Genomic DNA, 24,980 nt, shown 5'->3' on the forward strand with positions numbered 1-24,980 from the left:
AGTGGGAAAAGCTAGCCAAACCAAAATGGATGACTGGGAGATATCCTTCAACAGTCAGAAATAACTGGAAAGAGAGTCGCCTTGAATTTATCCTAGACTCTCCACTCGGCTAGAGAGTCTAGAGAATTTTAAAAGTTTTTAGCTAAACTTCAAATTTATTTACAGCATCAGTACAGAAATCGCAAAAATGCAACAACTTGCTCAAGAGAGCAAACGCATCTTTTTAGGTGGTTCAATGGATGGTAACTGGAAACTTGCGTCTGAAGAATTGCTTCCCGATATTGAACTAGTACGCGATGGCGGACTGGCAACCATTGGCGGCAGCAATCATTTGTAAAAGTGCAGCGAGTTGATAAAGTCGAAAATCGCTCACTCGTTCACGCTTGGGGAAATTCTGCCTGACATGGGGCGCGAAGGTTTGCAAACGGCAGAAATGATACTGTGGCACGGTTTAGCCCGGTATTGACATTTAGCTAAATAAAAAGCCCCTGGTCAACACCAGGGGTATCCATCTTTATTCCCTCAATTAGAATCGCATCTGTGAAGCTATAGTAAATCCGTATTAATGCAATTACCTCATAAGTTTGATGCTTATTTTGCATTCAGCTAATTAGATGTGAGTTTACCCACCGTCAAAAGCTTAATCATAGGAATCCGCTTTGATTTCTGTTCGCACAGTGTGGCGCAGCCAGACTTGTTTATACCAATTCACAAAAATCCTGATACATATAGATTTCTCGTAGGGGCATGAACATTGTTGTGCCCTTACAAATAATTGATGTGTCGCAAACATTATTTGAATTGGTATAACTTTTCATCCTAGAGCTAGACGCGGCTGGTTTTCATGGTTACATACCATTAAAGTGGGAATCTGCCTCACAGAACTGGAGACTGAAGAAAAAATGAGGTCGTGACCTAAGTAAAGTTCTGGTATTCGTCATCATGTATGAACTAGTTCAAGCTGTCTTCAACGGTGATGAAAAAACTGCTTTACATCAGTTGATTTATACGTTGAGTGCTTCAGGCAAGCATTACTTCCTGAGAAATGAAATTTTACAAGCTTTTGCCGATTACTGTCATCAATCCCAAAAGCCAGCCTATTTTTACTACTCTTCTTCTGTTGGCAAACTGATACAGTACACTCACGAAATAATTCTCGAAGAACAAAGTACCTGGTTTGTGGTTCGCCCCAGGATTGCTAGTCAGGAAGTTTGGAAACTGACAGCCGATTTTAATAGTTTCGAGCAGATGACGCCTCAAGCGCTGCTAAATGTGAGCGATCGCCTAGTCAACCGCTACCAACCTCACATCCTCGAAATCGACCTCCACCCCTTCTACGAAAGTTCTCCAAGAATCGATGATCCCAGAAATATTGGTCAAGGTTTAGCCTTCCTTAACCGTTACCTGTGCAATCAATTGTTGACTGACCCCCAATATTGGGTAGAAATGTTATTTCAAGCATTACAGGGGTTGCAAAATAATGGAATTCGCCTGCTGTTGAGCGATCGCATTCCTTCAGGTATTCACCTAGCCAAACAAATTAAGCTAGCGCTGAAATTGCTGAATCAGCTTGAGCCTGATGAACCTTATGAAAAATTCCGCTTCGATCTCGAAGAACTCGGCTTTGAGCCGGGTTGGGGTAACACTGCGGCGCGAGTTTCCGAAACCCTAGAACTCCTCGACCGACTCATTTACTCTCCAGAACCTGGCATCTTAGAAACATTTGTAGCCCGCGTTCCCGCCGTTTTTCGCGTCGTCCTCATTTCCATCCACGGCTGGGTTGGACAGGAAGATGTTTTAGGAAAAGATGAAACACTTGGTCAAGTTATCTACGTCCTTGAACAAGCCCGCAGCTTAGAAAACGAACTGCGTGAACAAATCAAACTTGCTGGTTTGGATGTGCTGGGTATAAAGCCCCATGTGATTATTCTCACCCGGCTAATCCCTAACTGCGAAGGGACATTTTGCAACCTGCGCTTAGAAAAAGTCCAAGATACTGAAAATGCTTGGATATTGCGCGTTCCTTTTGGTGAATTCAATCCTGAAATTACTAACAATTGGATTTCTAAATTTGAGATTTGGCCTTATTTAGAAAACTTTGCTTTAGATGCAGAAAAAGAATTGCTAGCTCAATTCCAAGGTAAACCTAATCTTCTTATCGGTAACTACAGCGACGGTAACTTAGTAGCTTTTCTTTTATCGCGCCGAATGAAAGTTACCCAGTGCAACATTGCCCATTCCTTAGAAAAACCTAAACATCTATTTAGTAATTTATATTGGCAAGATTTAGAAGACCAATATCACTTCTCGGTACAATTTACTGCTGATTTAATTAGCATGAATGCAGCCGAATTTATTATCACATCATCCTATCAAGAAATTGTCGGCACACCTGACACCATAGGTCAATACGAATCGTACAAATGCTTTACGATGCCGCAACTTTATCATGTGGTTGATGGCATTGATTTGTTTAGTCCTAAATTCAACTTAGTGCCGCCGGGAGTAAATGAAAAGATTTTCTTTCCCTATAGCCAAAAAGAAGACCGAGATATTAAGCTTGGCACACAAATTCACGACCTCCTCTTTACCCGCGAAGACCCCCAAATCTTTGGTCATTTAGATAACTTTAACAAGCGACCAATCTTTGCTGTTGCTCCCATCACTTCAATCAAAAATCTCACTGGTTTAGCTGAATGTTTTGGTCAAAGTCAGGCGTTGCAAGAGCGCTGTAACCTAATCCTTTTAAGTAGTAAACTGCATCCAGATGAAGCTACAAACCCAGAAGAAGCAGAAGAAATCCAAAAACTCCACAACATTATTGAGCAATATCATCTCAATGGCAAAATTCGCTGTGTGGGGATGCGTATCCCTAGCAACAACATCGGCGAAGCCTACCGAGTAGTTGCAGATTCTCAGGGAATTTATGTCCACTTTGCGCGCTTTGAATCCTTCGGTAGGTCTATTTTGGAAGCGATGATTTCTGGCTTGCCAACTTTTGCTACTCAATTTGGCGGTTCTTTAGAGATTATCGAAAACCAAGAGAATGAATTTAATGTTAATCCTACAGACTTAGAAGGTACAGCAAAGAAAATTTTAGGCTTTATTGAACAATGCAATACTCAACATGATTATTGGCAGGAAGTCTCAGAATGGATGAGTCAGCGAATTCATAATAGATACAATTGGCATTTACATAGTAATCAATTACTACAGCTTGCTAAAATATTTAGTTTTTGGAACTTTGTTGCTCCAGAAAATAACGAAGCCAGAGATCGCTATATGGAAACCTTATTTCATCTCATTTATAAACCTAGAGCCGAAAAGATTTTGGAAAAGCACATGGGGGCTAATTTGTAATTCGTAATTCGTAATTCGTAATTGTGACTGAATGGGGATTTTGAGTCTATCAGGAGATGTTAGAACTTGAAGCATTAGGCTCAAAGACTTATTCATCCACCTTTGAACTCGGTTAATCCACCTTTGAACTCGGTTCCTCCGCCTTTGAACTCGGTTCATCCACCTTTGAACTCGGTTCATCCACCTTTGAACTCGGTTAATCCACCTTTGAACTCGGTTCATCCACCTCTGAACTCGGTTCATCCACCTCTGAACTCGGTTCATCCACCTCTGAACTCGGTTCATCCACCTCTGAACTCGGTTCATCCACCTCTGAACTCCGTTAATCAACCTCTGAACTCCGTTAATCAACCTCTGAACTCGGTTCATCCACCTCTGAACTCCGTTAATCAAGCTCTGAATCAAATTTCCCCATTCCCATTCCCTACTCCCCACTTTATGCAAACAAAAGGTCATTCTCGCAATTTTATTTACACAGACTGGATTCTAATCGAAACCCAGTTTGACCCAGACCAATTACACTCTAAAGAAACCGTCTTTACAATCGGCAATGGATACCTGGGAACAAAAGGCAGTTTTGAAGAAGGTTATCCTCATGCATTACCAGCTACTTTTATCCACGGTGTCTACGACGATGTGCCGGTGGTGTACACTGAGCTAGCAAATTGCCCTGATTGGCTACCTTTGGTAGTGATTGTAAATGGCGAACGCTTCCGTCTCGATCAAGGTGAGATATTGCGCTATGATCGGCAGCTTGATTTACGCTACGGACTTCTCAGCCGTTATTTGCGTTGGCGCTCTCCCAGTGGAAAGACTATAGATATTCACTTTGAACGCTTTGCTAGTTTTGCAGATCGGCATGTGTTGGTGCAACGCTGTCATTTAACGCCAGTAGATTTTGATGGGGTAATCGAAGTTCAGGGAAGTATCAACGGCTATCCAGAAAACCAAGGTTTTAATCACTGGCAAGGGCTAGATCAGGGCAAGACTGACCAAGGAATCTGGTTGCAACGTCGCACCCGCCACTCCCGGATTGAAATCGGTATGGGCGCAACCATGAGAATCTCAGGCACTGAAGCATCTTTGCAAGTCAGTACCGCACCTGGTTATCCAACCTTGACCACGACCTACCTAGCTAAATTAAAACAGACCGTAACGGTAGAAAAAATCGTGACAGTTTTTACCTCGCGGGATACCGAGACACCAGTTTCAGCAGCTACAGAAAAACTCGCGCACCTGCCAGACTACGCAACACTACTAAAAGCCAATGAGCAGGCATGGGATGAGGTTTGGGAGCAAAGTGACATCCTCATTGAAGGGGATAGCACAGCTGCTTTTGCTGTTCGCTACAATCTATTCCAACTGCTGATTGCAGGGTCACGCCATGATGACAAGGTGAGCATTCCTGCTAAAACTCTTTCTGGGTTTGGCTATCGTGGTCATATTTTTTGGGATACAGAAATTTTTATGTTGCCCTTTTTTCTGTTTACCCAACCAGCGATCGCCCGAAATTTACTCAGTTACCGTTGGCACACCTTACCAGGAGCTAGACGCAAGGCAGCCCATTATGGGTATAAAGGGGCAATGTTTGCCTGGGAAAGTGCTGATACCGGAGATGAAGTGACACCACGTTGGGGACTCAATAGTGATTTTTATGGTGAAGACGTGCGGATTTGGTGTCGCGATCGCGAAATTCATATCAATGCAGATATCCCCTACGCCGCTTGGAATTACTGGCAAACCACCGGTGATGATGAGTGGATGCAACAGTGCGGCGCAGAGATTATTTTGGATGCCGCTATTTTTTGGGGTAGCCGGGTAGAATTCAATCCTGAGCGCCAACGGTATGAAATTCGGGGAGTGATCGGTGTGGATGAATATCATGAATTCGTTCACAATAACGCCTTTACAAACCGGATGGCGCAATGGCATTTAGAGAAAGCGATCGCAGTTTATGATTGGTTGGCTCAAAAGTTCCCCGAACGAGCTACTGAACTAGAACAGAAACTCAAACTCACCCCACAAGAGCGATCGCACTGGCAAGATATCATCGCCAAAATATTGTTTTTCCATGATCCATTAACAGAACAAATCGAGCAGTTCGAGGGATTTTTCCAATTAGAAGATATCAACTTAGCAGATTACCAAGGGCGCGATCGCTCCATGCAAGCCATCTTGGGTATTGAGAAAACCAATAAATATCAAGTAATCAAGCAGCCAGATATATTAATGCTCCTTTATTTAATGCGGGAATCAGCAGATTTTCCCTACAACCAAAAAGCATTGCAGACAAACTGGGACTACTACGCACCACGCACAGACATTACTTATGGTTCGTCCCTTGGCCCGGCAGTTCACGCCATTTTAGCTTCCGATTTGGGCAAATCAGCAGAAGCTTACGAAGTGTTTATGCAAGCGTTAATGGTGGATCTTGAAGATAACCGAGGTAACACCAGCGATGGAATTCACGGCGCTACTGCTGGTGGCGTTTGGCAAGCTGTAATTTTTGGATTCGGCGGCATTCAACTAACCGAAAATGGCCCCGTAGCCAACTGCCACCTGCCTGATGGCTGGACACGCCTAAAATTTAAACTGCACTGGCAAGGATTATGGCACGACTTCGATCTACGCAAAGAACAAGTCACGTCGCTTCGCTCCGAATTCAAAATTCAAAATTCAAAATTCAAAATTAATGATCCCTATAAATAAATTTAGTGTCAACTGAAATATCTCCAACTTTCCCTCTCCTCAAATCCCCCCTAATCTCCCCCAATGCCCCATACCCCATCTCCCAACTCCGACCCCATGCCCAACATCCAAGGATTCATCTTCGACCTAGATGGAGTGCTAACAGATACAGCAGAACTTCACTATCAAGCTTGGCAAAAGCTAGCAGATGAAGAGGGTATACCCTTTAATCGGCAAGCTAACGAAGCGCTACGGGGTGTATCCCGTCGTGCTTCACTGATGCATATTATTGGAGATAGAGCGTATTCAGAAGCACAAATCGAGGAGATGATGGAGCGTAAAAATGGCTACTATGTGGAATTGATCCAAAACATGACATCCAAGGATTTATTACCAGGTGCGATCGCTCTCTTAGATGACCTGCGACAAGCTGGGATTAAAATCGGTATTGGTTCAGCTAGCAAAAATGCCCGCACAGTGAGCGAGCGATTGGGCATTGCCGATAAAGTAAATGCGATCGCTGACGGTTATAGTGTACAGCAACCTAAGCCAGCACCCGACCTATTTCTGTACGTAGCCAAGCAGCTAGGACTCGAACCAACGCAATCTGTAGTTGTAGAAGATGCCGCAGCAGGCATTGAGGCGGCTCTAGCCGGTGGTATTTGGGCAGTAGGACTCGGCCCCGCCGAACGAGTTGGAGCCGCTCATATTGTTTTGTCCAGCTTAGAAGGGGTCAAATGGGCAGATTTAAGAGCCAAATTAAGCAATATTGCCAGACAAAAACATTCAGGCTCCAAAAGCTAAGATTGTCCAAGTAGGGAATCTAAATAGGACTTACGCAAAATATCCTCAAACTCTAATTTTTCCGTGCCGCGCCAGTTGTTACAAGTCAGGGAACTGCAAGGGCGCACTGGCTTCTCTGTGGCTCTGCGGTAGCCTGCGGCAAGTCGCTACTGCTTTGCTTTCTTCGTCTACGTTATTCCGTAACTCATGCGTAAGTCCTACTAAAATAAAACGCAAGTTTAGATATCCAAATTAGGAGTCAGAGCGTGAATTTGGACGAATTAGCCTTACAGATACAGAATATGCGTAAGCACGTCGCCCTTTTGCAACGTCAGAGTGAACAGGAAAAAACACAGGAAGATATTGAACTTGTCACCGCACTATTAAAAGAAGTCTACTTAGCTTTGGAAAAATTGCAAAGAGCTAATGAAGACCTACAGCAGCACAATGAAGAATTATCCAACACTCAACAATCCTTGATAGCAGAACGTCAACGCTACCAAGAATTATTTGAGGAAGTACCAGACGCTTATTTTGTGACTGATACAAAAGGGTTAATTCAGGAAGCTAACTCAGCCGCCACAACTCTGCTCAACATTTCTAAAAGTGGTTTGTTGGGTAAACTCCTAGAGATTTATCTGCTTGAGAAAGAAATAATTGCTTTTCATTTGAAACTGAATCATCTGCGCGATCATGCCGAAATTCCAGACTGGAAAATGCAAGAGTGGGAAGTAAACCTAAGACCACATAACAGAACGCCAATTATTGCTGCGGTTAAAGTAGTTGCTATCCGTAATCAACAAGGTAAGTTAGTTGGTTTGCGCTGGATATTACGGGACATTAGCGAAAGCAAGCGAACCCAAGGCAAGCTGCAATGGGCAGAACAGGCGATGCGACAAGCGCTTGCCAAAGAAAGAGAGTTTAGCGAACTTAAATCCCGCTTGCTCACCATCACCTCCCATGAGTTCCGCACCCCTTTGGCTACCATCTACTCTTCTGCGGAACTACTAGAATATTATCGCCATCTCTGGAGCGATGAGCGACAACAAACCCACCTGCGTCGCATTCAAACATCAGTTATGCACATGACTCAGTTGTTGAATGATGTATTGCTGCTGAGTCAAGATGAGACAAGTAAGTTAGAATTTAATCCAACACCCCTGAATTTGGTGGAATTTTGCCGCGATTTGTTAGAAGAATTAGAACAGAGTGATCGCTCACAACATGCGATCGCTTTTAGCAGTAAGTGCCAATGTACCCCAGCTAACTTAGACGCGAAACTACTGCGGCAAATCTTGAGTAATTTACTCTCGAATTGTCTAAAATACTCTCCCATTGGTAGCACAGTTAAGTTTTCTGTCACCACTGCCAACGACCAAGCTATATTCCAGACTCAAGACTCTGGGATTGGCATTCCCCCTTCTGATATTGAACACATCTTTGAACCTTTCCATCGCGCCAGTAATGCAGACAATATCCCAGGAATGGGGTTGGGAATGTCCATCGTCAAGCAGGCTGTAGATTTACATGGCGGCGAAATTTTTGTCGAAAGTGCGATCGGTGCAGGAACTACCTTTACAGTCATTCTGCCATTTTCGACAAATTTGCATATATAGCGCCTTGCACTAAGAATTTTGCTGCGCTTTAATTTTAAACTCAAAAAGACGTACAATAGTCAATCACTTTTATTTATCGAATTAAACATAAAATATAATTGCTTCTATCCTAAAAGGTCTTTAAACTGGAGTTAGCCGGTCGACAATAAGTTGTTTGTAAAGTTTTTCTTAACAGTAGCTTAGAAAAACCAACTCAAATAATTTGTATATTTAAGTGTGAGTTTAAAATATTACGCCTGTGGTAATCTCTAACAAATCAGAATACGCACTTCTAGCCCTGTTAGAGTTGGCAACCTGCTACCCTAACGGTGAAGCCCTGCAAATTCGGGAGATAGCGGCATTGCAGGACATCCCGAACCGCTATTTAGAACAACTTCTGGCCACATTAAGGCGTGGAGGTTTAATTAAAAGTATACGCGGAGCCAAAGGTGGCTATGTTCTGGCACGAGATCCCGGAAAGATTACAGTATTAGATGCTTTTACTTGCATGGAAGGCTCAGATATTGTTGTCTCTAATTCTGAGCCAACTCCCAACACGGTAGAAGGTGAGCTAATTCAAGAAGTCTGGCAGGAAGCACGTCAGGCTGCTAACTCCGTTTTGGAAAAATATACACTCCAAGACCTTTGTGAACGAAGAGCAATCCGACAGCAGAAGGAACTCATGTATTACATTTAGAGACGATAAAATAGGAAATTTTTCATCCATCCTTAGTATGAAAGTAATAAGCTGTGAGGCTGTTATATGCCCGAAGTCAATTCTCAACAGCCCATAAATAATGCCGCTACTCTTGTGGAGAGTTATGGAGCGGGAAAACGGGACTTTAGTAAAGCAGAACTGGGTAATGCTGATTTGCAGGGCATCAACTTGAAAGGTTCTGACCTCAGTTATACTGACTTGAGTGAAGCCAACCTGAGTGGTGCAAATTTGAGGGGAACTGACCTAAGCTTTGCCGATCTTAATCAAGCTAATCTGAAGGATGCTGATCTTAGGGGAGCATTGTTGATGTCAGCGAATCTCCGCCAAGCTGATCTCAAAGGAGCGAACCTGCAAAAAGCAGACTACGATCGCAGCACTCATTTTCCCCAAGATTTCGACCCAGTGAAAGCGGGTATGCAGATCAAATCTGAAAATTGATGAAATTAAGTTCACTGAACTTACTTGCCTCAAGATAGAAGATGTTTCTCCCAAAAGAGTTGTATTTTGGAGAAAAAGCCTATCTATGAGGTTGACAATGGAGGCGAAAAGTGAAACCCTCAACCGACGCGCACCCCTAATTACTGCTGGAATTTTTCTTGGTGTGGGTCTTGGAGGGTTTATTGATGGAATTGTACTGCATCAGCTCCTCCAGTGGCATCATATGCTTAGTAACATTCGACCTCTGAACAACACGGCGAATATAGATTTGAACATGGTATGGGATGGGTTATTTCATGCCTTGGATTGGGTATTCACCGTGATCGGAGTTGTCTTGCTATGGCGTGCCGGAGGGCGTGATGATGTTCCTTGGTCATCACAGACCTTTATTGGATCAATACTTATTGGTACTGGGTTGTTCGATTTTGTTGAAGGTTTAATTGACCACCAAATTTTTGGTATCCATCATGTGAAACCAGGTCCAAATCAGTTAGCTTGGGATCTGGGATTTCTTGCATTGGGTGCGCTACTTATTGTCATCGGCTGGATAATGATTAAAAAGGAGCCAGTAGTCAAAAGTCATTAGTCAAGCGATCGCAATGATTTTACCGTCAAGTTAACTACCGTGAAACTTGCCGTAGTTAGAAAAAGCGAGAGATAGGCACAAAGACTCATCCTCGCTTTTTGATTACTTAAGCTGTGAGACTTGCCATCGCCTTGTCTCCAGATTCCAAGGCAGTGTTTACTTCCGCTTCTGTGACAATTAGCGGTGGCACAAACCGGACTACCTTTGGCCCGGCTGGTACCAGTAATACGCCCTCCTTGATGGCAGCATTGACAATATCTGCTGCGGTTAGTTGAATATCGGCTCGTAACTCCAAACCGTTGATTAAACCCCAACCTCGAACTTCACCAATGTGCTGAGGGTATTTTGCTGCGATCGCTTTTAATCCAGTTCGCAACTGTTCACCCCTGTCTTGCACATTCTGCAAAATATTTTCCCGTTCCAATGTCTGGCAAACACTCAGTGCTACACCACACACAAAAGGATTTCCGCCAAAGGTGCTGGCGTGTTCCCCTGGTTGAAAAACATCACAGAACTTCTTGCTCATCATTGCACCGATGGGGATACCGCCACCTAAACCTTTGGCACTGGTAAAGATATCCGGTTCAACGCCGAGATGTTCGTAAGCCCATAATTTGCCGCTACGCCCCATGCCAACTTGCACTTCGTCGAAAATCAATAAAATGCCAGTTTCATCGCAAATCTGCCGGAGCTTTTTGAAATAGGCAACATCTCCCGGACGCACACCGCCTTCTCCCTGCAATGGCTCAATTAGAATTGCTGCTACACGGTAATCACCTTCATCCAACTCGCTAATCGCCACTTCTACAGCGTTAATATCGTTGTAATTTACGTAGTGGAAACCAGGAACCAAGGGATCAAAATACTTTTGATACTTTGGTTGTGCAGTGGCGGTAATTGTCGCCAAAGTCCGTCCGTGAAAACTGGCATTGGCGGTTAAAATAATTGGTTTTTCAATGTCTAATACTGTGTGGGCATATTTTCGCGCCAGTTTAATTGCAGCTTCGTTAGCTTCAGCTCCAGAGTTGCAGAAAAATACGCGATCGGCACAAGAATGATCAACAAGCCATTTTGCCAATTCACCTTGCTCAGGAATGTAGTACAAATTAGAGACATGGTGCAGCTTCTGAATTTGGCGTGTTACCGCTTCTACCATAATTGGATGGGCGTGTCCCAAAGTACAAGTGGCAATTCCTGCTACAAAGTCCAGATATTCGCGCCCCTGTGTATCCCAAACCCGGCATCCAGCACCCCGTTCTAAGGCTAAGGGAAACCGGCCGTAGGTAGACATGACAGCTTCATTAAAGCTATCTGCATCAAACGGACTAGATGCTACAGACCCTGAATCTGGGGGGATGGTGGTTTGTTCAACGAGAGTTTGTAGGCTCACGACCGCTCCTCCTGAGAGTTTTTCATCATATAGTTATTTACTAGTTTCCTAGAAATCCCTAAAAAATACTTTTTATTTAGCACAACTCGTACTTCTTCTTAAACTAACGCTTATATAACCTCAAACGCATGGCGGTGGTGAAAAAAAATTTGTACTCAACACTTGAGCAAAAATATCAACGTATCCAAAAAGAGTTAATGACTGGGGCGATCGCTCTTGGCGGTGTTTTCCTGATTGGCACTTTGTGGTATTGGCTAGTGGAGGGCTGGGCATGGGAAGATGCAGCTTACATGACAGTCATCACTTTAGCGACTGTGGGATATGGAGAGACGCATCCACTGGGTAGCCGAGGACGGTTGTTTACAATTGCCTTGATTTTGTTGGGTGTAGTCAATATCGGTTACATTGTCAACAGATTTACAGAAGCGATCATTGAAGGCTATTTTCACGAAGCAATTCGGCTACAGCAGCAGAGGCGGTTAATGGAATCCCTAACAGAACACTACATCATTTGTGGATTTAGCCGGACTGGTCGTCAAATTGCCAAGGAATTTCGGGCAGAAGACGTACCTTTTGTAGTGATTGATTCGGAAATGGAATCTGTGCAAAGGGCGCAGGCGGAAGGTTACACGGCATATCAAGGTGATGCTACCCTAGATGACACACTTCTGAAAGTTGGTATTGAACGGGCGATGTGTATCGTTGCAGCACTCCCTTCAGATGCCGAAAATTTATATATTGTTTTATCGGCAAAAACACTGAATTCGGGAATTCGGGTGATCGCACGGGCAAGTACAGAAGAAGCTTTGCAGAAGTTACGACGCGGTGGTGCAGATGAAGTGATATCCCCCTATATTACTGGGGGGAAGCGCATGGCTGCTGCGGCTCTCAGACCCCAAGTATTGGACTTTGTAGACGGGATTTTGACAGGTGCAGACCGCCAATTGTATATGGAAGAATTTTTACTTGACCCGGCTTTTTGTCCCTTTGTGGGTCAGAGTTTGCAAAAAGCGAGATTGCGATCGCAATCTGGGGCATTAGTTCTGGCAATTCGCCGCGTTGATGGCACTTTAATCGGTGGCCCCACTGGCGATACGGTGTTAATGCCAGGCGATCGGCTAATTGGTATGGGTACAGCAGAACAGTTGCGTAGCCTGAACCAAATTCTTGGTCCAATTGGTTCGCAGGAATTGCGTAAACCTAAGAATAGCTAATTTTATTTTTCCTTAACTACTTTTTTATACCAAATACCTCCACAGACAAAACATACTATTCCTGTAACCACTGTAAAATACTAGCTTTGCTCTCTACCAAGCCCTTATAAATCAGTGATTCCGGTGTCATGGATTGAATCGCAGCGTACAGCTTAGACCGTAACATTGGGTGTTTTTTCACTACACTACAATCTCGAAAATAAGTACGAATACTAAAAAGTGCCGCTTCATACTCCGGTAGTCCCCAAATCACTTGGCGCTCAATTCGCAGATAAAGCTGGGGATGTTGTGAATCAAAGCTTCTACCTTGCCATTGGCTAACTGACACACCAGAGGGCGGTTCGGGATGGTGGTTAAGGCGGGTATCGGTACTCAAACCCCAAGCAAAGCGCACCATCGGTTTCTGAGTAATCATTGTATTAGCGATCGCACCCCCTCGCCGATTAATTTTTTCCATCCCAGCGACAGGTGCATGAATTGTAGCGAAATCCTTACCAATTTTCTCTTCAGCTGACCAGTGGTTAGGATAGCAGAGATGAACTGCACCCAGCCAGTTGCTACCATCATCAGAACGACAGATAATTGTCAAGTCTTCTTGTACCTGTGCTGCAAGTGCATCAAGGGTAGAGGCGTAAGATGGAACAACAGAACTACCCTCAACTTCCTGTAACTGCAAATCTGCATCTAAATAGAGAGTTTCTTTGGTAAGTTGGCTGTGGAATTTTAGAATGTTATCTATTGACTTTTGATAGTGAAAATGCTGTGGGTGTTCTTGGGTAAGGCGATTAATTATTAAACGAGTGATCGCACCTGCCACAGCTTTAGAATAATTGCAGGTTTGGTAGTACTTGCTCAACCGTTCCCCACGAGCTAAAAATTTAGCCTGACGGTAATGGGCAAAATTATCATCAATTTGAAATACCTGCTGATCAGCCTGAGCGTTACCAAAATAGGAACCAAAAGCCATCATGCCCGGCTTGACTTCGTAGCGTCCACTCATGAGAGGGAAGTAGTAAGCCGTACTACTAGAGGCTTCGACTGTCTTAGTTTCCTGGAAGAAGTTGTCTAAAGACACAGATTCTATGATGCTTGTTTTTTATTCTCCTCATTTCCAATATATATGAAGGGATAAGGAAGAAATAACCAATGCCCAATGACAAATGACCAATGACTAATAATCAATTTCTTTCCATCCATGCATGGATGCTATGCCTTTTGTAACCCATTCGATCACAATTGGGGGAGCTTCTGATATCAAGATGCTAGGATAAACTGCTGTACCCCAATCGGGATGAATTAACACAGAGCATTGATTTTTAATTACTGGATAGTTAAGTAAAGCTTTGACAACTGCTGTGTCATCGTGGGGAATTGCACCAGGATGAGACAGTAAAGGATAGCCTGTACGAGGGTCGATTAAGTCTGTTAAATAACCGCGATCGCGCAGATTAAATGCTAAATCACAGCCAAATCTCATAAACTTTTCTCGCAAGCTTTCTTTCTCTGACTCTACTTTTGCTGTCTTTTCAACTAATTGATAACGCGATTGCTGTAAGACAATCACTACTCGTAAAAATGGCTGCCGTTTCCAATCTGGTAATATCCGTTCGCAGTTGGCACAGATATATTGACTGGGAGCATGAATTGAAATTTGAACCGCTTGTCCCGTTTCGCCAACTAAATTAATGGGACAGGCTTGCTCCGAAGTGTAAACTTTGGGATAGTTCACTAAATTGATTCGGCTTATACAAGTTTTTTAATTTAATCTACGGTATAGATGATACATCTTAAAAGTTCAGAAAAATCATCATTTTCCTATAATAAGTTACTTTTTTTAGAAGTAGTTGCTAATAATTTGATAATTTTAATCCGAATTTTATCCTTTATTAACCTGTTCTCATGGCATTTGCTGCGATCGCTGTAGGTATTGGCATAAATGCAGCGTGTGGTAGACAAGCGATGCCTATGGCAGACTATGTCTACGCTCCTGCAATCTGTTCGATCAAAATCCCAAAAAATTACCTCCATCTCTACCAATTCTCTGTAAACTTGCACTTAATGATTGCTCGTTTTCACTTGGTGTACTTGGCGGTTCGTTTAATAAATTATTAAGTGCAGCCTCATAGCGAAATGATATTAGACGATTTGCAGTCAAAAGCAAAATGGTCTAACTGCCAGCAAAGCTGGATTAAACAGCCATCTGATAAGGCAAAGCGCGTCGCAATTTCGCCCAAAGGTGAGCAAAAAAGACAAAGGTAATCTTGTCTGCTTAGAAAAAATTAAGCTCTTAGCCTAGTTTCCATAGCACTCAATTAATTGAGTTTTAAAGAATTCACCGGCACTTCATCCCAAGAATCGACTGTCCGCAATTGCGCTACCCAACCTGCTGCCTTTTGCGTCTCGGTCAAATTATTCTTAAAGGAATCATGACAATCTTTAGCTTGAGATTCATTACAAGTAGCAATACAGGCATGAATCATCCCGGATGGATCAATTTGCTCATTTACCCAAATAGTCATGGAATATTCCCTCAAAAACTGTAAAAAACTCTAGCGAAAAAAGCTATTCGTTATTTTAGAACACTATTAAAGTCAAAAATTCTAGAGCAAAATTGGTAATAAGTAGTGAATTAATATTACCGATTACTCAATTTAGCTTTATCTAGTAGGCACATAGGATTTATCTCCTCTTTCGTAGCGACGGCGGTAGAGTAATTCTAACTGTCCACCATATTCTTGAATCCAGGCAATTTGGCGCTGGTAGAGTCCTCGGAAGGTATTGGCAAATAATAGTGTAAAAATTGCCACTACCAACCCTGATGCTGTGGATACTAAAGCTTCACTAATTCCAGATGTTACACCTGCTGTTTTAGTACCTCCTACATCTCCGATATTTAGAGAGGCAAAGGAGTTAATTAATCCTAAAACAGTGCCGAGAAGTCCCAACAGGGGCGCAAGACCAATAATTGTCTCAAAAATATTTTGGGAACGCTTGAGTAAGGGGATTTCGGCTTGTGCTTCACTTTCTAATGCCAAACGAAATTCTTCTGGTGTTGGCTCCTCCAATTCTAAAGCTGCTAAAAAAATCCGAGCAATGGGTAAATCAGCATTTTTCTGCAATTTATCTAAAGCACTAACTACATTATCAAGGCGATAAAGCTGTAGCACCTCTCGCACTACCTTGTTTTGCCGATTATTTATTCTTACCCAAAAGATGATCCGTTCGATAATCAGCGCCACCCCTAACAAAGAGAACGCCAGCAGAGGCCACATAACCACGCCACCTGCTGTAAACAGATTACTAATTTCCATCTACTATTTTTTAACTCATCGACAACGCTAGGTTAACAGATCGTTGAGATGGAGCAGTTTAATGCTGCATTTTAGCTACAGCACCTTTTGAGCTATTCTCAGTTTGACCGATCGCGATCGCAAGTTATTAAGAATTTCTTTTTAGCAGTAACTTTAACAAAGGATTGAAATGCCACCCTTACAGTCAGAACAAGATTTAGAAAATTATCCTAAGTTCATTGAGCGTATTCGCAGCAGTTCTGAGCCACAAGATGGAGCAGTTTAAGGCTTACAGCAACTTTTCAGCTATTCTCAGTTTGGCCGATCGCGATCGCGGATTCTTACTAATTTCCTCTTCTTGTGCAATAATTGGCTTTTTTGTCAAGACTTTTAACAAAGGTGAATTTCTTAAACCATGCTTCACCGGACGGTCTTCCAAACTGTGAAAACTGATAATCGCAATTCTGCCACCAGGGACAAGGGCATTTGGTGCTTTATCCAAAAAGGTTTCTAGAGATTTTAACTCGTCGTTGACCACAATTCGCAGAGCTTGAAAAACACGAGTAGCCGGGTGAATTCTCCCATAACGGTATTTTGGAGGAACTGAAGAAGCGATCGCATCAGCCAATTCTGTAGTCGTGTACAACGGTCGCCGTTCTACAATACGACGAGCAATGCGCCGCGATAATCTCTCCTCGCCGTACTTAAAGAAAATATTGGCTAATTCTGCTTCATCCCAATTATTAATCACATCAGCAGCAGTTAGCGATCGCCCCCGATCCATTCGCATATCCAAACTTGCAGCTTGGCGAAAGCTAAAACCTCGTTCTGCTTGATCTAAATGGTAAGAACTTACCCCCAAATCGGCTAAAATACCATCGAAAGTATTAGGGGGAAACTCGTAGTCAGCAAAATTGCTATAAATAAATTGTATGCGATCGCTAAACTCAGCTAATTCTTTCCTTGCTGCGGTTAAAGCATCTTCATCTTGGTCAACAGCCGTTACTCGTACATCCGCAGCAGCTTCTAAAATTAAGCGACTGTGACCACCACCGCCAACTGTCACATCTAAATAATGTCCGCCTGGACGCACCGCCAAACCCTCAATTACCTCCCGACCCAAAACGGAAATATGGGAAAAAGCTAGTTCTTCTAAATCTAACGGCGTTTGTGAATCTGATTTCATCTTTAATTTTATTTTTGATAAATAAGGGACTTCCAGAAATTAAATTATTCAATTTTGGGAGCGACTATATGATCGTTAGATTCTTCCTCCCCTGCTTCCCCTGCGCCCCCTGCTTCCCCTACTCGCCAAAGTGATGGGATATTTTTTAATTGGAAGTCCCTAAATTAGCTCCTGTATTCTGATTTCTGAATTCTTCTTCAAAAATCTAAATAGCTGGTGGCTGTATAGGTAAGCTAATCGTCATTTAAATTGCACCATTTTTATGGTGATAAAAGCTGCAAACTCTTTCCCCTGCTCCCTGCCCCCTGCCCCCCTGCGATCTCAATGTGCAAATTAAATGCGTAACAGCTTACCATTGCCTTAGACACGAACTTATACAAGATTGAACAGGATTTAACAACATCAGGATTTTAAATGCAAAAAGAGATTACATGAAAAAAACCTGTGCCTCAATCCCTTGCATATCAAGCTTCCCTATAATAATTGAAGAGGTGCAACGAAATGAAACATCAATTACAACTCCTCGGCTGCTATCCTCTCTCCAACATAACCCTGTAGAGTCCTAATTATATAGATTGCCCATACAAACCTCATTTTGGCAAACTAGATAAATCGGGTCTGGTTGGCATCTGGGCGATTCAATTCAAAATTTTCACGAACGGAGAACACGAAATCTATGACCAGACTAGAAACCCGCACTGAACCAATGGTGCTAAACATGGGGCCACACCACCCCTCAATGCACGGGGTTCTGCGGCTAATCATGACTCTGGATGGCGAGGATGTCGTTGACTGTGAACCAGTTATCGGCTATTTGCACCGGGGAATGGAAAAAATCGCCGAGAACCGCACTAATGTAATGTACGTTCCTTACGTTAGTCGCTGGGATTACGCGGCGGGAATGTTTAACGAAGCCGTCACTGTCAACGCCCCAGAACAGCTTGCAGGTGTTGCTGTCCCCAAACGTGCTAGCTACATCCGCGTCATCATGCTGGAGTTGAACCGCATCGCTAACCACTTGCTGTGGTTTGGCCCCTTCCTCGCTGACGTAGGCGCACAAACTCCCTTCTTCTACCAATTCCGCGAACGGGAGATGATTTATGATTTGTGGGAAGCCGCCACAGGCTATCGGATGGTAAATAACAACTACTTCCGTATTGGTGGAGTAGCGGCTGATTTACCTTACGGTTGGGTAGATAAGTGTCTGGAATTCTGCGACTACCTATTACCCAAAATTGATGAGTACGAACGGTTAGTAACCGATAACCCTATCTTCCGGCGACGTGTTGAAGGACTTGGTACTATCACCCGTGAAGAAGCAATTAACTGGGGACTTTCTGGCCCAATGTTACGCGCATCTGGCGTGCAATGGGATTTGCGGAAAGTTGACCATTACGAATGTTATGACGATTTCGACTGGGATGTACAGTGGGAAACTGCGGGTGATTGCTTTGCTCGTTACGTAGTGCGGATGCGGGAAATGCGCGAATCTGTAAAGATTATTCGCCAAGCAATTAAAGGACTTCCTGGCGGCCCTTACGAAAATCTGGAAGCCAAGCGTTTAGCCGCAGGTAAAAAATCCGAGTGGGACGCATTTGATTATCAATTCATCGGTAAAAAAGTTTCCCCCACTTTTAAGATGCCCAAAGGTGAAATCTACGCCCGTGTAGAAAGTGGCAAAGGTGAATTGGGAATTTATTTGGTTGGCGATGATAACGTCTTCCCCGCACGTTGGAAGATTCGCCCAGCAGATTTCAACAACCTCCAGATTGTTCCACATTTACTGCGCGGAATGAAAGTTGCAGATATTGTGGTCATCCTCGGTAGTGTTGACGTAATTATGGGGTCTGTGGATAGGTAGAAAATATCTATCTAATGTAAATATGTAAATACTTTTTTAGAGCAGTTGTATTTTAGTGCAACTGCTCTTTTTTTTACACTTTAGTTAAGCATTTCTTTCTTCTCTCCTTTGAAGCAATCGCCGCACTTTCTGAATTCCGCATCCCCCGCGAACTTAATAATTTATTTGATTTCCAAAAAGCCAATGGATGGAACACTATTTGTTAGTGAAGAACTTTTAAAAGCAATTGATAAGATTCACCGTTATCCTTTGCGACAGTCAGCTATTGATACTCTCAACCGTCAACTGAGAAAGAGTAGGGTGCGTTACGCTACGCGATAACATACTCTACAAAGCTTTAAAGATATAATTAAATTATTTTAGGAGTAATATTTATGGTTATATTATCATCTAATCTTTCTTTAACAGAGTTTCTGCAATTACCAGAAACTAAACCAGCTAGTGAATATATTGATGCAAAAATCTACCAAAAACCAACGCCCCAAGGAAAACATAGCAGAATTCAAACTCGTTTATCAACTGAGATTAATCAGGTAAGCGAATCTGAGCAAAAAGCTTTAGCGTTAACTGAACTACGCTGCACATTTGGAGGACGTTCTTTAGTTCCCGATATTGCTGTATTTAACTGGTCACGGCTTATTGTTGATGAAGATGGGGAAATTGCCAATAAGTTTGAAACTTATCCAGATTGGATAATTGAAATTTTATCACCTGATCAATTTCCTAACCGTGTAATTGATAAAATTATTTTCTGTATTAATCATGGTACAAAATTAGGTTGGTTTATTGACTCTAACGATAAATCGGTGATGGTATTTCAACCTAATAAATTGCCAGAAGTAAAATATAATAATGATAAATTGACTGTTATTGATGTATTAACAGATTGGCAAATAACGTCAGCAGATATATTTAGTTGGTTAAAGGTTAAATAGTTAAAAGGGCAGTTATAAACCGCGTCTACACAAGCAAGACTTACTTTGCGGGTTTCAAACCCTCAATTTAGCTCGTTCACCTCGTTCCCCGAATGTAGCGTTTTTCGTATGGATGCAATACAGTCTGACCTCACTTCCATTTCTCTCTCCTAAAATAAGAGAGGCTTTAAATCTTACTCCCCTTCCCTTGTAGGGAAGGGGCTGGGGGTTATGTCTGTATTGCACTCAACCCAGAAGCCCTATAGTAGGTCGGATTCAGGCTTTGCGAAACCCAACAAAGCTTTGATAATGTTGGGTTGCGTTCCTCAACCCAACCTACACCCTGTGGAAAACACTTAAATTAGAAAGCAAACTTGAATTTGAGAAAGTCAAAGCTTATTTTACTTGCGTAAAACACCAAAATGAGAAAGCAAACTTGAGTTTGAGAAAGTCAAAGCTTCTTTTACTTGCGTAAAATACCAAAATGAGAAAGCAAACTGGGGTTTGAGAAAGTAAAAGCTTCTTTTGCTTGCGTAAAACACCAAAATGAGAAAGCAAAAGCTTCTTTTGAGTAAGTCAAAGCTCATTTTGAGAAAGCATTTCAGTATTTTGAGAAAGGAAACGGGCATTTTTATAAAGCAATTAGGCATTTTTATAAAGTAATCAGCAAATATACCTGACAATTAAAAATCATGATTGTACAAATAAAACCGCCGCTTAGAAAAATCGGTAATGTTTCAGTAATATCTCTCAAGCGCAAGAAGTCGGTTTAGGTTTCCATCAACAAGGTGTTACCGACGAAGCAGAACGTGCTAAACTACGCGCCGAATTCGATGGAATGATAGCCCATCTTTACGGTTTAACCGAAAATGAATTTAGCTACATCCTCACCACATTTCCCATTGTTAATGCAACCGTTAAAGAAGCAGCATTGTCAGCTTACCGTACCTTTGCCCCAATGTTTGCATTAATCTCTCGTTCCTATACAGAACATGAAAACGAGGAATACTAACAGCATCACAAATATCTGTAACTATCAATACAAACTTAATTGTTACATTACTGCTTGAAGTATATTTATTGCCTCAAATTTTAGAAAAACCAAACATATTATTTGTAAATTTACAAAATTCTTAATTTTAAATTTATAATCTTAAATTTTCTCTGGTGTAAATTAAAAAGATGAGTTTCTTAATAATTTCTTTTAAATTCACCGTTCGCGTAGCGTCCCGTAGGGAAGAGGTTGAATAATGTTATGTTTTGTTAAAATTGAATTGCTGCTATAAATACAAGAATGTATTTAAACAAGGTCTAATAAATTACTATATAAATCCGGCAGCATTTACCTAGTCGTAATTTTAGAACCGTGCAAATTCATCCTCACTCGGAATTTAATCATAGCCGCGATCGCCCTGAACAGGGTTTGCAAAATTTGCTCGACCGCCTTGTTAAAACAATGCAGCGTGATGAGTTAGTCCGGCAAACAACCAATCAACTCAGAGAATCGCTTCAGGTTGATCGGGTGGTGTTGTATTATTTTTACAGTCAGTGGCAAGGGCAGGTGACTTTTGAATCTTTGAGTTCTCAAGAATTCTCAATACTTGGTTCCACTGGCCCAGATGATTGTTTTAATAACGAGTATGCTGCTTTATACTTAGCAGGACGAGTAAGAGCGATCGCTGATATTGAATTAGAGCCAATCCAACCTTGTCACCGAGATTTTCTGTGCAATTTGCAGGTTCGCGCCAACTTGGTTGTACCAATTGTCACAACTAGAGGATTATGGGGATTGCTAATAGCACATCACTGTCAAGGGCCTCATGATTGGTTGCCATCAGATATAGACATAATGCAAACAGGCGCACAAACTCTAGCAACAGATCATAATATTCTGGAGAGTTAAGTCACTGTGTATTCAAATCGCCTACAGTAAAGTAGCAGAAATCCTCGCCAGCACTGATTTTTCTAGTTAAGGAGAAAAAACTGTGAAATTTGGTTACACGGTTATTTGGGTAGACGATGTAGTTAAAACAGTTGAGTTTTACGAAAAAGCCTTTGGTTTAGTTCGTCGCACTCTTGTGGATAAGGGGCAATCTATCTGGGCCGAAATCGAGACGGGAAACACCACGCTAGCTTTCTCCTCTAGTAGCGAAGCACAGAAGTTATTTCCTGGTGGCTGCCATCACAACGATGCTACACAACCACCGGCATTAATCCAAATATCATTTATTACTCCTGATGTTGGCGGCGCTTACATGAGAGCCATCGGCGCAGGCGCAAAAACATTAGATGCTCCTAAAAGCCAGCCTGGGGGACAAATGATTGCTCGTGTTCGCGATCCTAATGGTGTGCTGGTGTCGTTGGTAAGTGGGTGAAATTCTTACAACTGAATTTAGTTAAAATAGCTTTCCCATGCTTGTGATTCAGTCAATATAGAGAAAGTCACTGCTTAAACTGTCTGTTGAAGACTTAGAAGTTAAATTGAATTCATAACTCTTAACTCTTGATTTTCCAATGGATTCAAATCCAGCATTGTGTGCAGCGATCGCAAATCACATTATCACCTCTTTCCAGCAACGAATTACTTTTGCCCAATTCATGGATCTGGCCTTATACCACCCTGAATACGGCTACTATTCCAGCAATGCAGTCAAAATAGGTTTTAAAGATAGTGATTTTTTTACCTCTCCCAACCTCTGTCCTGACTTTGGCGAGTTACTAGCAGAACAATTTTTACAAATGTGGGAGATTTTAGGAAAACCCATACCCTTTTCTTTGGTAGAAATGGGAGCAGGTCAAGGATTGCTAGCATTGCATATCCTCAAATATCATCAACAGCACAACCCAGATTTTTTTACTGTACTGGAATATATCATTGTTGAAAAGTCTCCAACTTTAAGACAAGAACAGCAGCAACGCTTGCAAGATTTCCCCGTGCGTTGGTGCAATTTAGAGGATATACCACCAAATGCAATCGCAGGTTGCTTTTTTTCTAACGAGTTAGTAGATGCGTTCCCCGTGCATCAATTCATCTTAGAAACGGGCGAACTCCGAGAAATTTATGTAACCACATCACAAAACCTAACCCCCCTCATAGGGGAGGGGTTGGGGGAGAGGTCAAATTTTGCATTTGTGGAAGTAACAGGAGAACCTTCAACGCCCCAACTGGCTGAATATTTAAACTTAGTAGGAATCGACTTTACCCATGCATATCCAGATGGCTACCGTAGTGAAATTAATTTAGCTGCTCTAGACTGGTTGAGTATAGTAGCAGACCGCTTGCAGCGTGGCTATGTGTTAACAATTGATTATGGCTACCCCGCCAGCCGTTACTATAATCCCAGGCGATCGCAGGGAACGTTACAGTGCTATTATCACCATCGTTTCCACGACAACCCTTATATCAATATTGGGCGACAAGATATCACTGCCCATATTGACTTTACGGCTTTAGAAATTTGGGGTGAGAAGTGCAATTTAAAGAATGTTGGTTTTATTCAGCAGGGATTATTTTTGATGGCGTTGGGGTTAGGCGATCGCATTGCAGCTCTTTCTTCTCAACAGCAACCCCTCTCGCAGTTACTAAAGAGGCGAGACGCACTACACCAGTTTTTAGATCCCACAGGGCTGGGCGGCTTTGGAGTCCTAGTTCAGAGTAAAGGTTTGGATAAGACAGAAATTACTCAACCACTAAAAGGATTGGTCTTACCAGAGTAAAAATAAATTTGAAAAGTTAAAACTCTATTTAAGAATGCAGTATTAGTCTTATTTAGACTAGCATAACAGTGATTACTGTAAAGTTAAACACACTACCAAAGTAATAATTATGTCCACCCATGACCTGTTAATGCTAGTAACCTTACTTACTCCAGGGCTTTTACTTTCAGTGCTAATTATGGCGACTTTTGCTGCTGGTGGCTAATTGCCAGAGACATAAGTCACTAGTCAGTGAACAGTTATCAGTGTTTAGACATTGTTCACTGATAACTGATATTAAAATCAAACGATGGAACTACAACAGGCTACGCCTACGCCGTATTAAAGGAACGTGAAAAATGAAGGTGGCATTTCTGGGAACTGGACTAATGGGACTACCAATGGCTCAAAGGTTATTAGCCGCAGATATACAGCTAATTGCCTACAATCGTACCCCAGAAAAATTAGCACCACTAAAAGCAGCTGGAGCTGAAGTTGTTACACATCCCCGCCACGCCATTCGTGGTGCTGAGTGCGTAATCCTAATGCTTACTAATGCCCCGGCTATTTATAATGTGTTGCTTTCAGATACTGCTTGGCAAACTCTGGAAGGACGCACGATCATCCAAATGGGAACAATTACTCCCACAGAAAGCCAGGAAATTAGAGATGCAGTTGTTGGTGGTGGTGGTGAGTATTTAGAAGCACCTGTATTAGGAAGTATCCCAGAAGCAAAAGCTGGCAAGTTGAATGTTATGGTAGGGGCAGAGCCAGAACAATATCAACGACACTTAAAGCTACTCCAAAATTTTGGGACAGAACCTTTACTTATAGGGCCAGTAGGATCTGCGGCGGCGCTCAAATTAGCATTAAATCAACTAATAGCTTCCCTAACAACTAGCTTCGCTCTGAGTCTGGCTTTTGTCCAGCGTCAAGGTGTCGATGTGGATGTATTTATGCAAATCTTGCGCGACAGTCCACTTTACGCACCTACCTTCGACAAAAAGCTACAACGGATGTTGGATGGCAATTATGCTGATCCGAATTTCCCCACAAAACACTTGCTCAAAGATACAGAATTGTTTATCTCTGAAGCGAAATCCCGAAGTTTGGATCTCAGCAGTATTAAAGGTGTGCGGCAAATCTTGCAAACAGCCGTAAAAATGTCATTTGCTGATGATGATTACTCATCACTATTTTCTGTAATTAAAGAATGGGGAGAGTAATGGGGGAATAAATTTTGGTAGGGTAGCACAGCTAG

Annotated in this window: 21 protein-coding genes and 1 pseudogene; 16 read left to right on the forward strand and 6 right to left on the reverse strand. The window is 42.4% G+C overall.

All coding sequences use genetic code 11. From position 1 onward, the window contains the following. Window positions 1-187 precede the first annotated feature (187 nt). The 7 genes and pseudogenes from H6G26_RS09585 to H6G26_RS09615 all read left to right on the forward strand — a co-directional run bounded on the left by H6G26_RS09585 (window position 188) and on the right by H6G26_RS09615 (window position 10,168). The gene (locus tag H6G26_RS09585) at window positions 188-337 is read left to right on the forward strand and encodes a hypothetical protein (protein WP_229562233.1); all 150 of its coding nucleotides are present in this window, start codon (window positions 188-190) and stop codon (window positions 335-337) included. 605 nt (window positions 338-942) lie between these two features. Next, window positions 943-3,360, forward strand: a complete 2,418-nt coding sequence (locus tag H6G26_RS09590) for a sucrose synthase (protein ID WP_190729035.1) — start codon at window positions 943-945, stop codon at window positions 3,358-3,360. Window positions 3,361-3,798: 438 nt separating this feature from the next. Next, window positions 3,799-6,852 (forward strand): annotated as a pseudogene (gene pgmB, locus H6G26_RS09595) (beta-phosphoglucomutase). A 245-nt stretch (window positions 6,853-7,097) separates the two neighbouring features. Then, window positions 7,098-8,447, forward strand: coding sequence for an ATP-binding protein (locus tag H6G26_RS09600; RefSeq protein ID WP_190729036.1), 1,350 nt, complete (start codon window positions 7,098-7,100; stop codon window positions 8,445-8,447). A 238-nt stretch (window positions 8,448-8,685) separates the two neighbouring features. Continuing rightward, window positions 8,686-9,123: an Rrf2 family transcriptional regulator gene (locus tag H6G26_RS09605; protein WP_190729037.1), complete on the forward strand. Its 438-nt coding sequence runs from the start codon at window positions 8,686-8,688 to the stop codon at window positions 9,121-9,123. A 66-nt stretch (window positions 9,124-9,189) separates the two neighbouring features. Then, window positions 9,190-9,582 carry a pentapeptide repeat-containing protein gene (locus tag H6G26_RS09610; protein WP_190729038.1) on the forward strand — a complete coding sequence of 131 codons (393 nt, stop codon included), beginning with the start codon at window positions 9,190-9,192 and terminating at the stop codon, window positions 9,580-9,582. A gap of 97 nt (window positions 9,583-9,679) precedes the next feature. Beyond that, window positions 9,680-10,168, forward strand: a complete 489-nt coding sequence (locus tag H6G26_RS09615) for a DUF2243 domain-containing protein (RefSeq protein WP_190729071.1) — start codon at window positions 9,680-9,682, stop codon at window positions 10,166-10,168. A gap of 106 nt (window positions 10,169-10,274) precedes the next feature. Here H6G26_RS09615 and H6G26_RS09620 read toward each other — a convergent pair whose 3' ends face one another. After that, complete coding sequence (locus tag H6G26_RS09620; RefSeq protein ID WP_190729039.1) at window positions 10,275-11,558, reverse strand: acetylornithine/succinylornithine family transaminase; 1,284 nt, start codon at window positions 11,556-11,558, stop codon at window positions 10,275-10,277. A gap of 149 nt (window positions 11,559-11,707) precedes the next feature. On the opposite strand from H6G26_RS09620, the gene H6G26_RS09625 reads away from it, so the two are divergent. Then, the gene (locus H6G26_RS09625) at window positions 11,708-12,772 is read left to right on the forward strand and encodes a potassium channel protein (RefSeq protein WP_277883783.1); all 1,065 of its coding nucleotides are present in this window, start codon (window positions 11,708-11,710) and stop codon (window positions 12,770-12,772) included. A gap of 55 nt (window positions 12,773-12,827) precedes the next feature. Here the strand turns inward: H6G26_RS09625 and H6G26_RS09630 are convergent, their stop codons facing one another. From H6G26_RS09630 to rsmH, 5 genes are all read right to left on the reverse strand, one after another. Beyond that, on the reverse strand, window positions 12,828-13,772 hold the full coding sequence (locus H6G26_RS09630; RefSeq protein ID WP_190729073.1) for a DUF3445 domain-containing protein: 945 nt from the start codon (window positions 13,770-13,772) through the stop codon (window positions 12,828-12,830). A 171-nt stretch (window positions 13,773-13,943) separates the two neighbouring features. Then, window positions 13,944-14,501 carry a methylmalonic aciduria and homocystinuria type D protein gene (locus tag H6G26_RS09635; RefSeq protein ID WP_190729040.1) on the reverse strand — a complete coding sequence of 186 codons (558 nt, stop codon included), beginning with the start codon at window positions 14,499-14,501 and terminating at the stop codon, window positions 13,944-13,946. 583 nt (window positions 14,502-15,084) lie between these two features. After that, a complete protein-coding gene (locus H6G26_RS09640; protein WP_190729041.1) occupies window positions 15,085-15,291 on the reverse strand; it encodes a glycogen debranching protein in 207 nt (68 codons plus the stop codon). 138 nt (window positions 15,292-15,429) lie between these two features. Further along, the gene (locus H6G26_RS09645; RefSeq protein ID WP_190729042.1) at window positions 15,430-16,083 is read right to left on the reverse strand and encodes a MotA/TolQ/ExbB proton channel family protein; all 654 of its coding nucleotides are present in this window, start codon (window positions 16,081-16,083) and stop codon (window positions 15,430-15,432) included. 268 nt (window positions 16,084-16,351) lie between these two features. After that, window positions 16,352-17,248 (reverse strand): 16S rRNA (cytosine(1402)-N(4))-methyltransferase RsmH, encoded by an 897-nt coding sequence (gene rsmH / locus H6G26_RS09650; RefSeq protein ID WP_190729043.1) that lies wholly within the window; start codon window positions 17,246-17,248, stop codon window positions 16,352-16,354. Window positions 17,249-17,924: 676 nt separating this feature from the next. Here rsmH and H6G26_RS09655 point away from each other — a divergent pair. From H6G26_RS09655 to H6G26_RS09690, 8 genes are all read left to right on the forward strand, one after another. Continuing rightward, window positions 17,925-19,109, forward strand: coding sequence for an NAD(P)H-quinone oxidoreductase subunit H (locus H6G26_RS09655; protein ID WP_190729044.1), 1,185 nt, complete (start codon window positions 17,925-17,927; stop codon window positions 19,107-19,109). A gap of 183 nt (window positions 19,110-19,292) precedes the next feature. Then, on the forward strand, window positions 19,293-19,430 hold the full coding sequence (locus H6G26_RS09660) for a hypothetical protein (protein ID WP_190729076.1): 138 nt from the start codon (window positions 19,293-19,295) through the stop codon (window positions 19,428-19,430). Window positions 19,431-19,483: 53 nt separating this feature from the next. Then, window positions 19,484-20,044: a Uma2 family endonuclease gene (locus H6G26_RS09665; RefSeq protein ID WP_190729045.1), complete on the forward strand. Its 561-nt coding sequence runs from the start codon at window positions 19,484-19,486 to the stop codon at window positions 20,042-20,044. A gap of 817 nt (window positions 20,045-20,861) precedes the next feature. Next, complete coding sequence (locus tag H6G26_RS09670; RefSeq protein WP_242053648.1) at window positions 20,862-21,035, forward strand: hypothetical protein; 174 nt, start codon at window positions 20,862-20,864, stop codon at window positions 21,033-21,035. Window positions 21,036-21,389: 354 nt separating this feature from the next. Next, the gene (locus tag H6G26_RS09675; RefSeq protein WP_190729046.1) at window positions 21,390-21,926 is read left to right on the forward strand and encodes a GAF domain-containing protein; all 537 of its coding nucleotides are present in this window, start codon (window positions 21,390-21,392) and stop codon (window positions 21,924-21,926) included. An 82-nt stretch (window positions 21,927-22,008) separates the two neighbouring features. After that, the gene (locus H6G26_RS09680) at window positions 22,009-22,398 is read left to right on the forward strand and encodes a VOC family protein (protein WP_190729047.1); all 390 of its coding nucleotides are present in this window, start codon (window positions 22,009-22,011) and stop codon (window positions 22,396-22,398) included. Between the two features lie 139 nt (window positions 22,399-22,537). Further along, window positions 22,538-23,740: a class I SAM-dependent methyltransferase gene (locus H6G26_RS09685; RefSeq protein WP_190729048.1), complete on the forward strand. Its 1,203-nt coding sequence runs from the start codon at window positions 22,538-22,540 to the stop codon at window positions 23,738-23,740. Window positions 23,741-24,078: 338 nt separating this feature from the next. Further along, the gene (locus H6G26_RS09690) at window positions 24,079-24,945 is read left to right on the forward strand and encodes an NAD(P)-dependent oxidoreductase (protein ID WP_190729049.1); all 867 of its coding nucleotides are present in this window, start codon (window positions 24,079-24,081) and stop codon (window positions 24,943-24,945) included. Window positions 24,946-24,980 lie beyond the last annotated feature (35 nt).

The organism is Nostoc sp. FACHB-888, from assembly GCF_014696655.1.
Taxonomy (GTDB): domain Bacteria; phylum Cyanobacteriota; class Cyanobacteriia; order Cyanobacteriales; family Nostocaceae; genus Nostoc.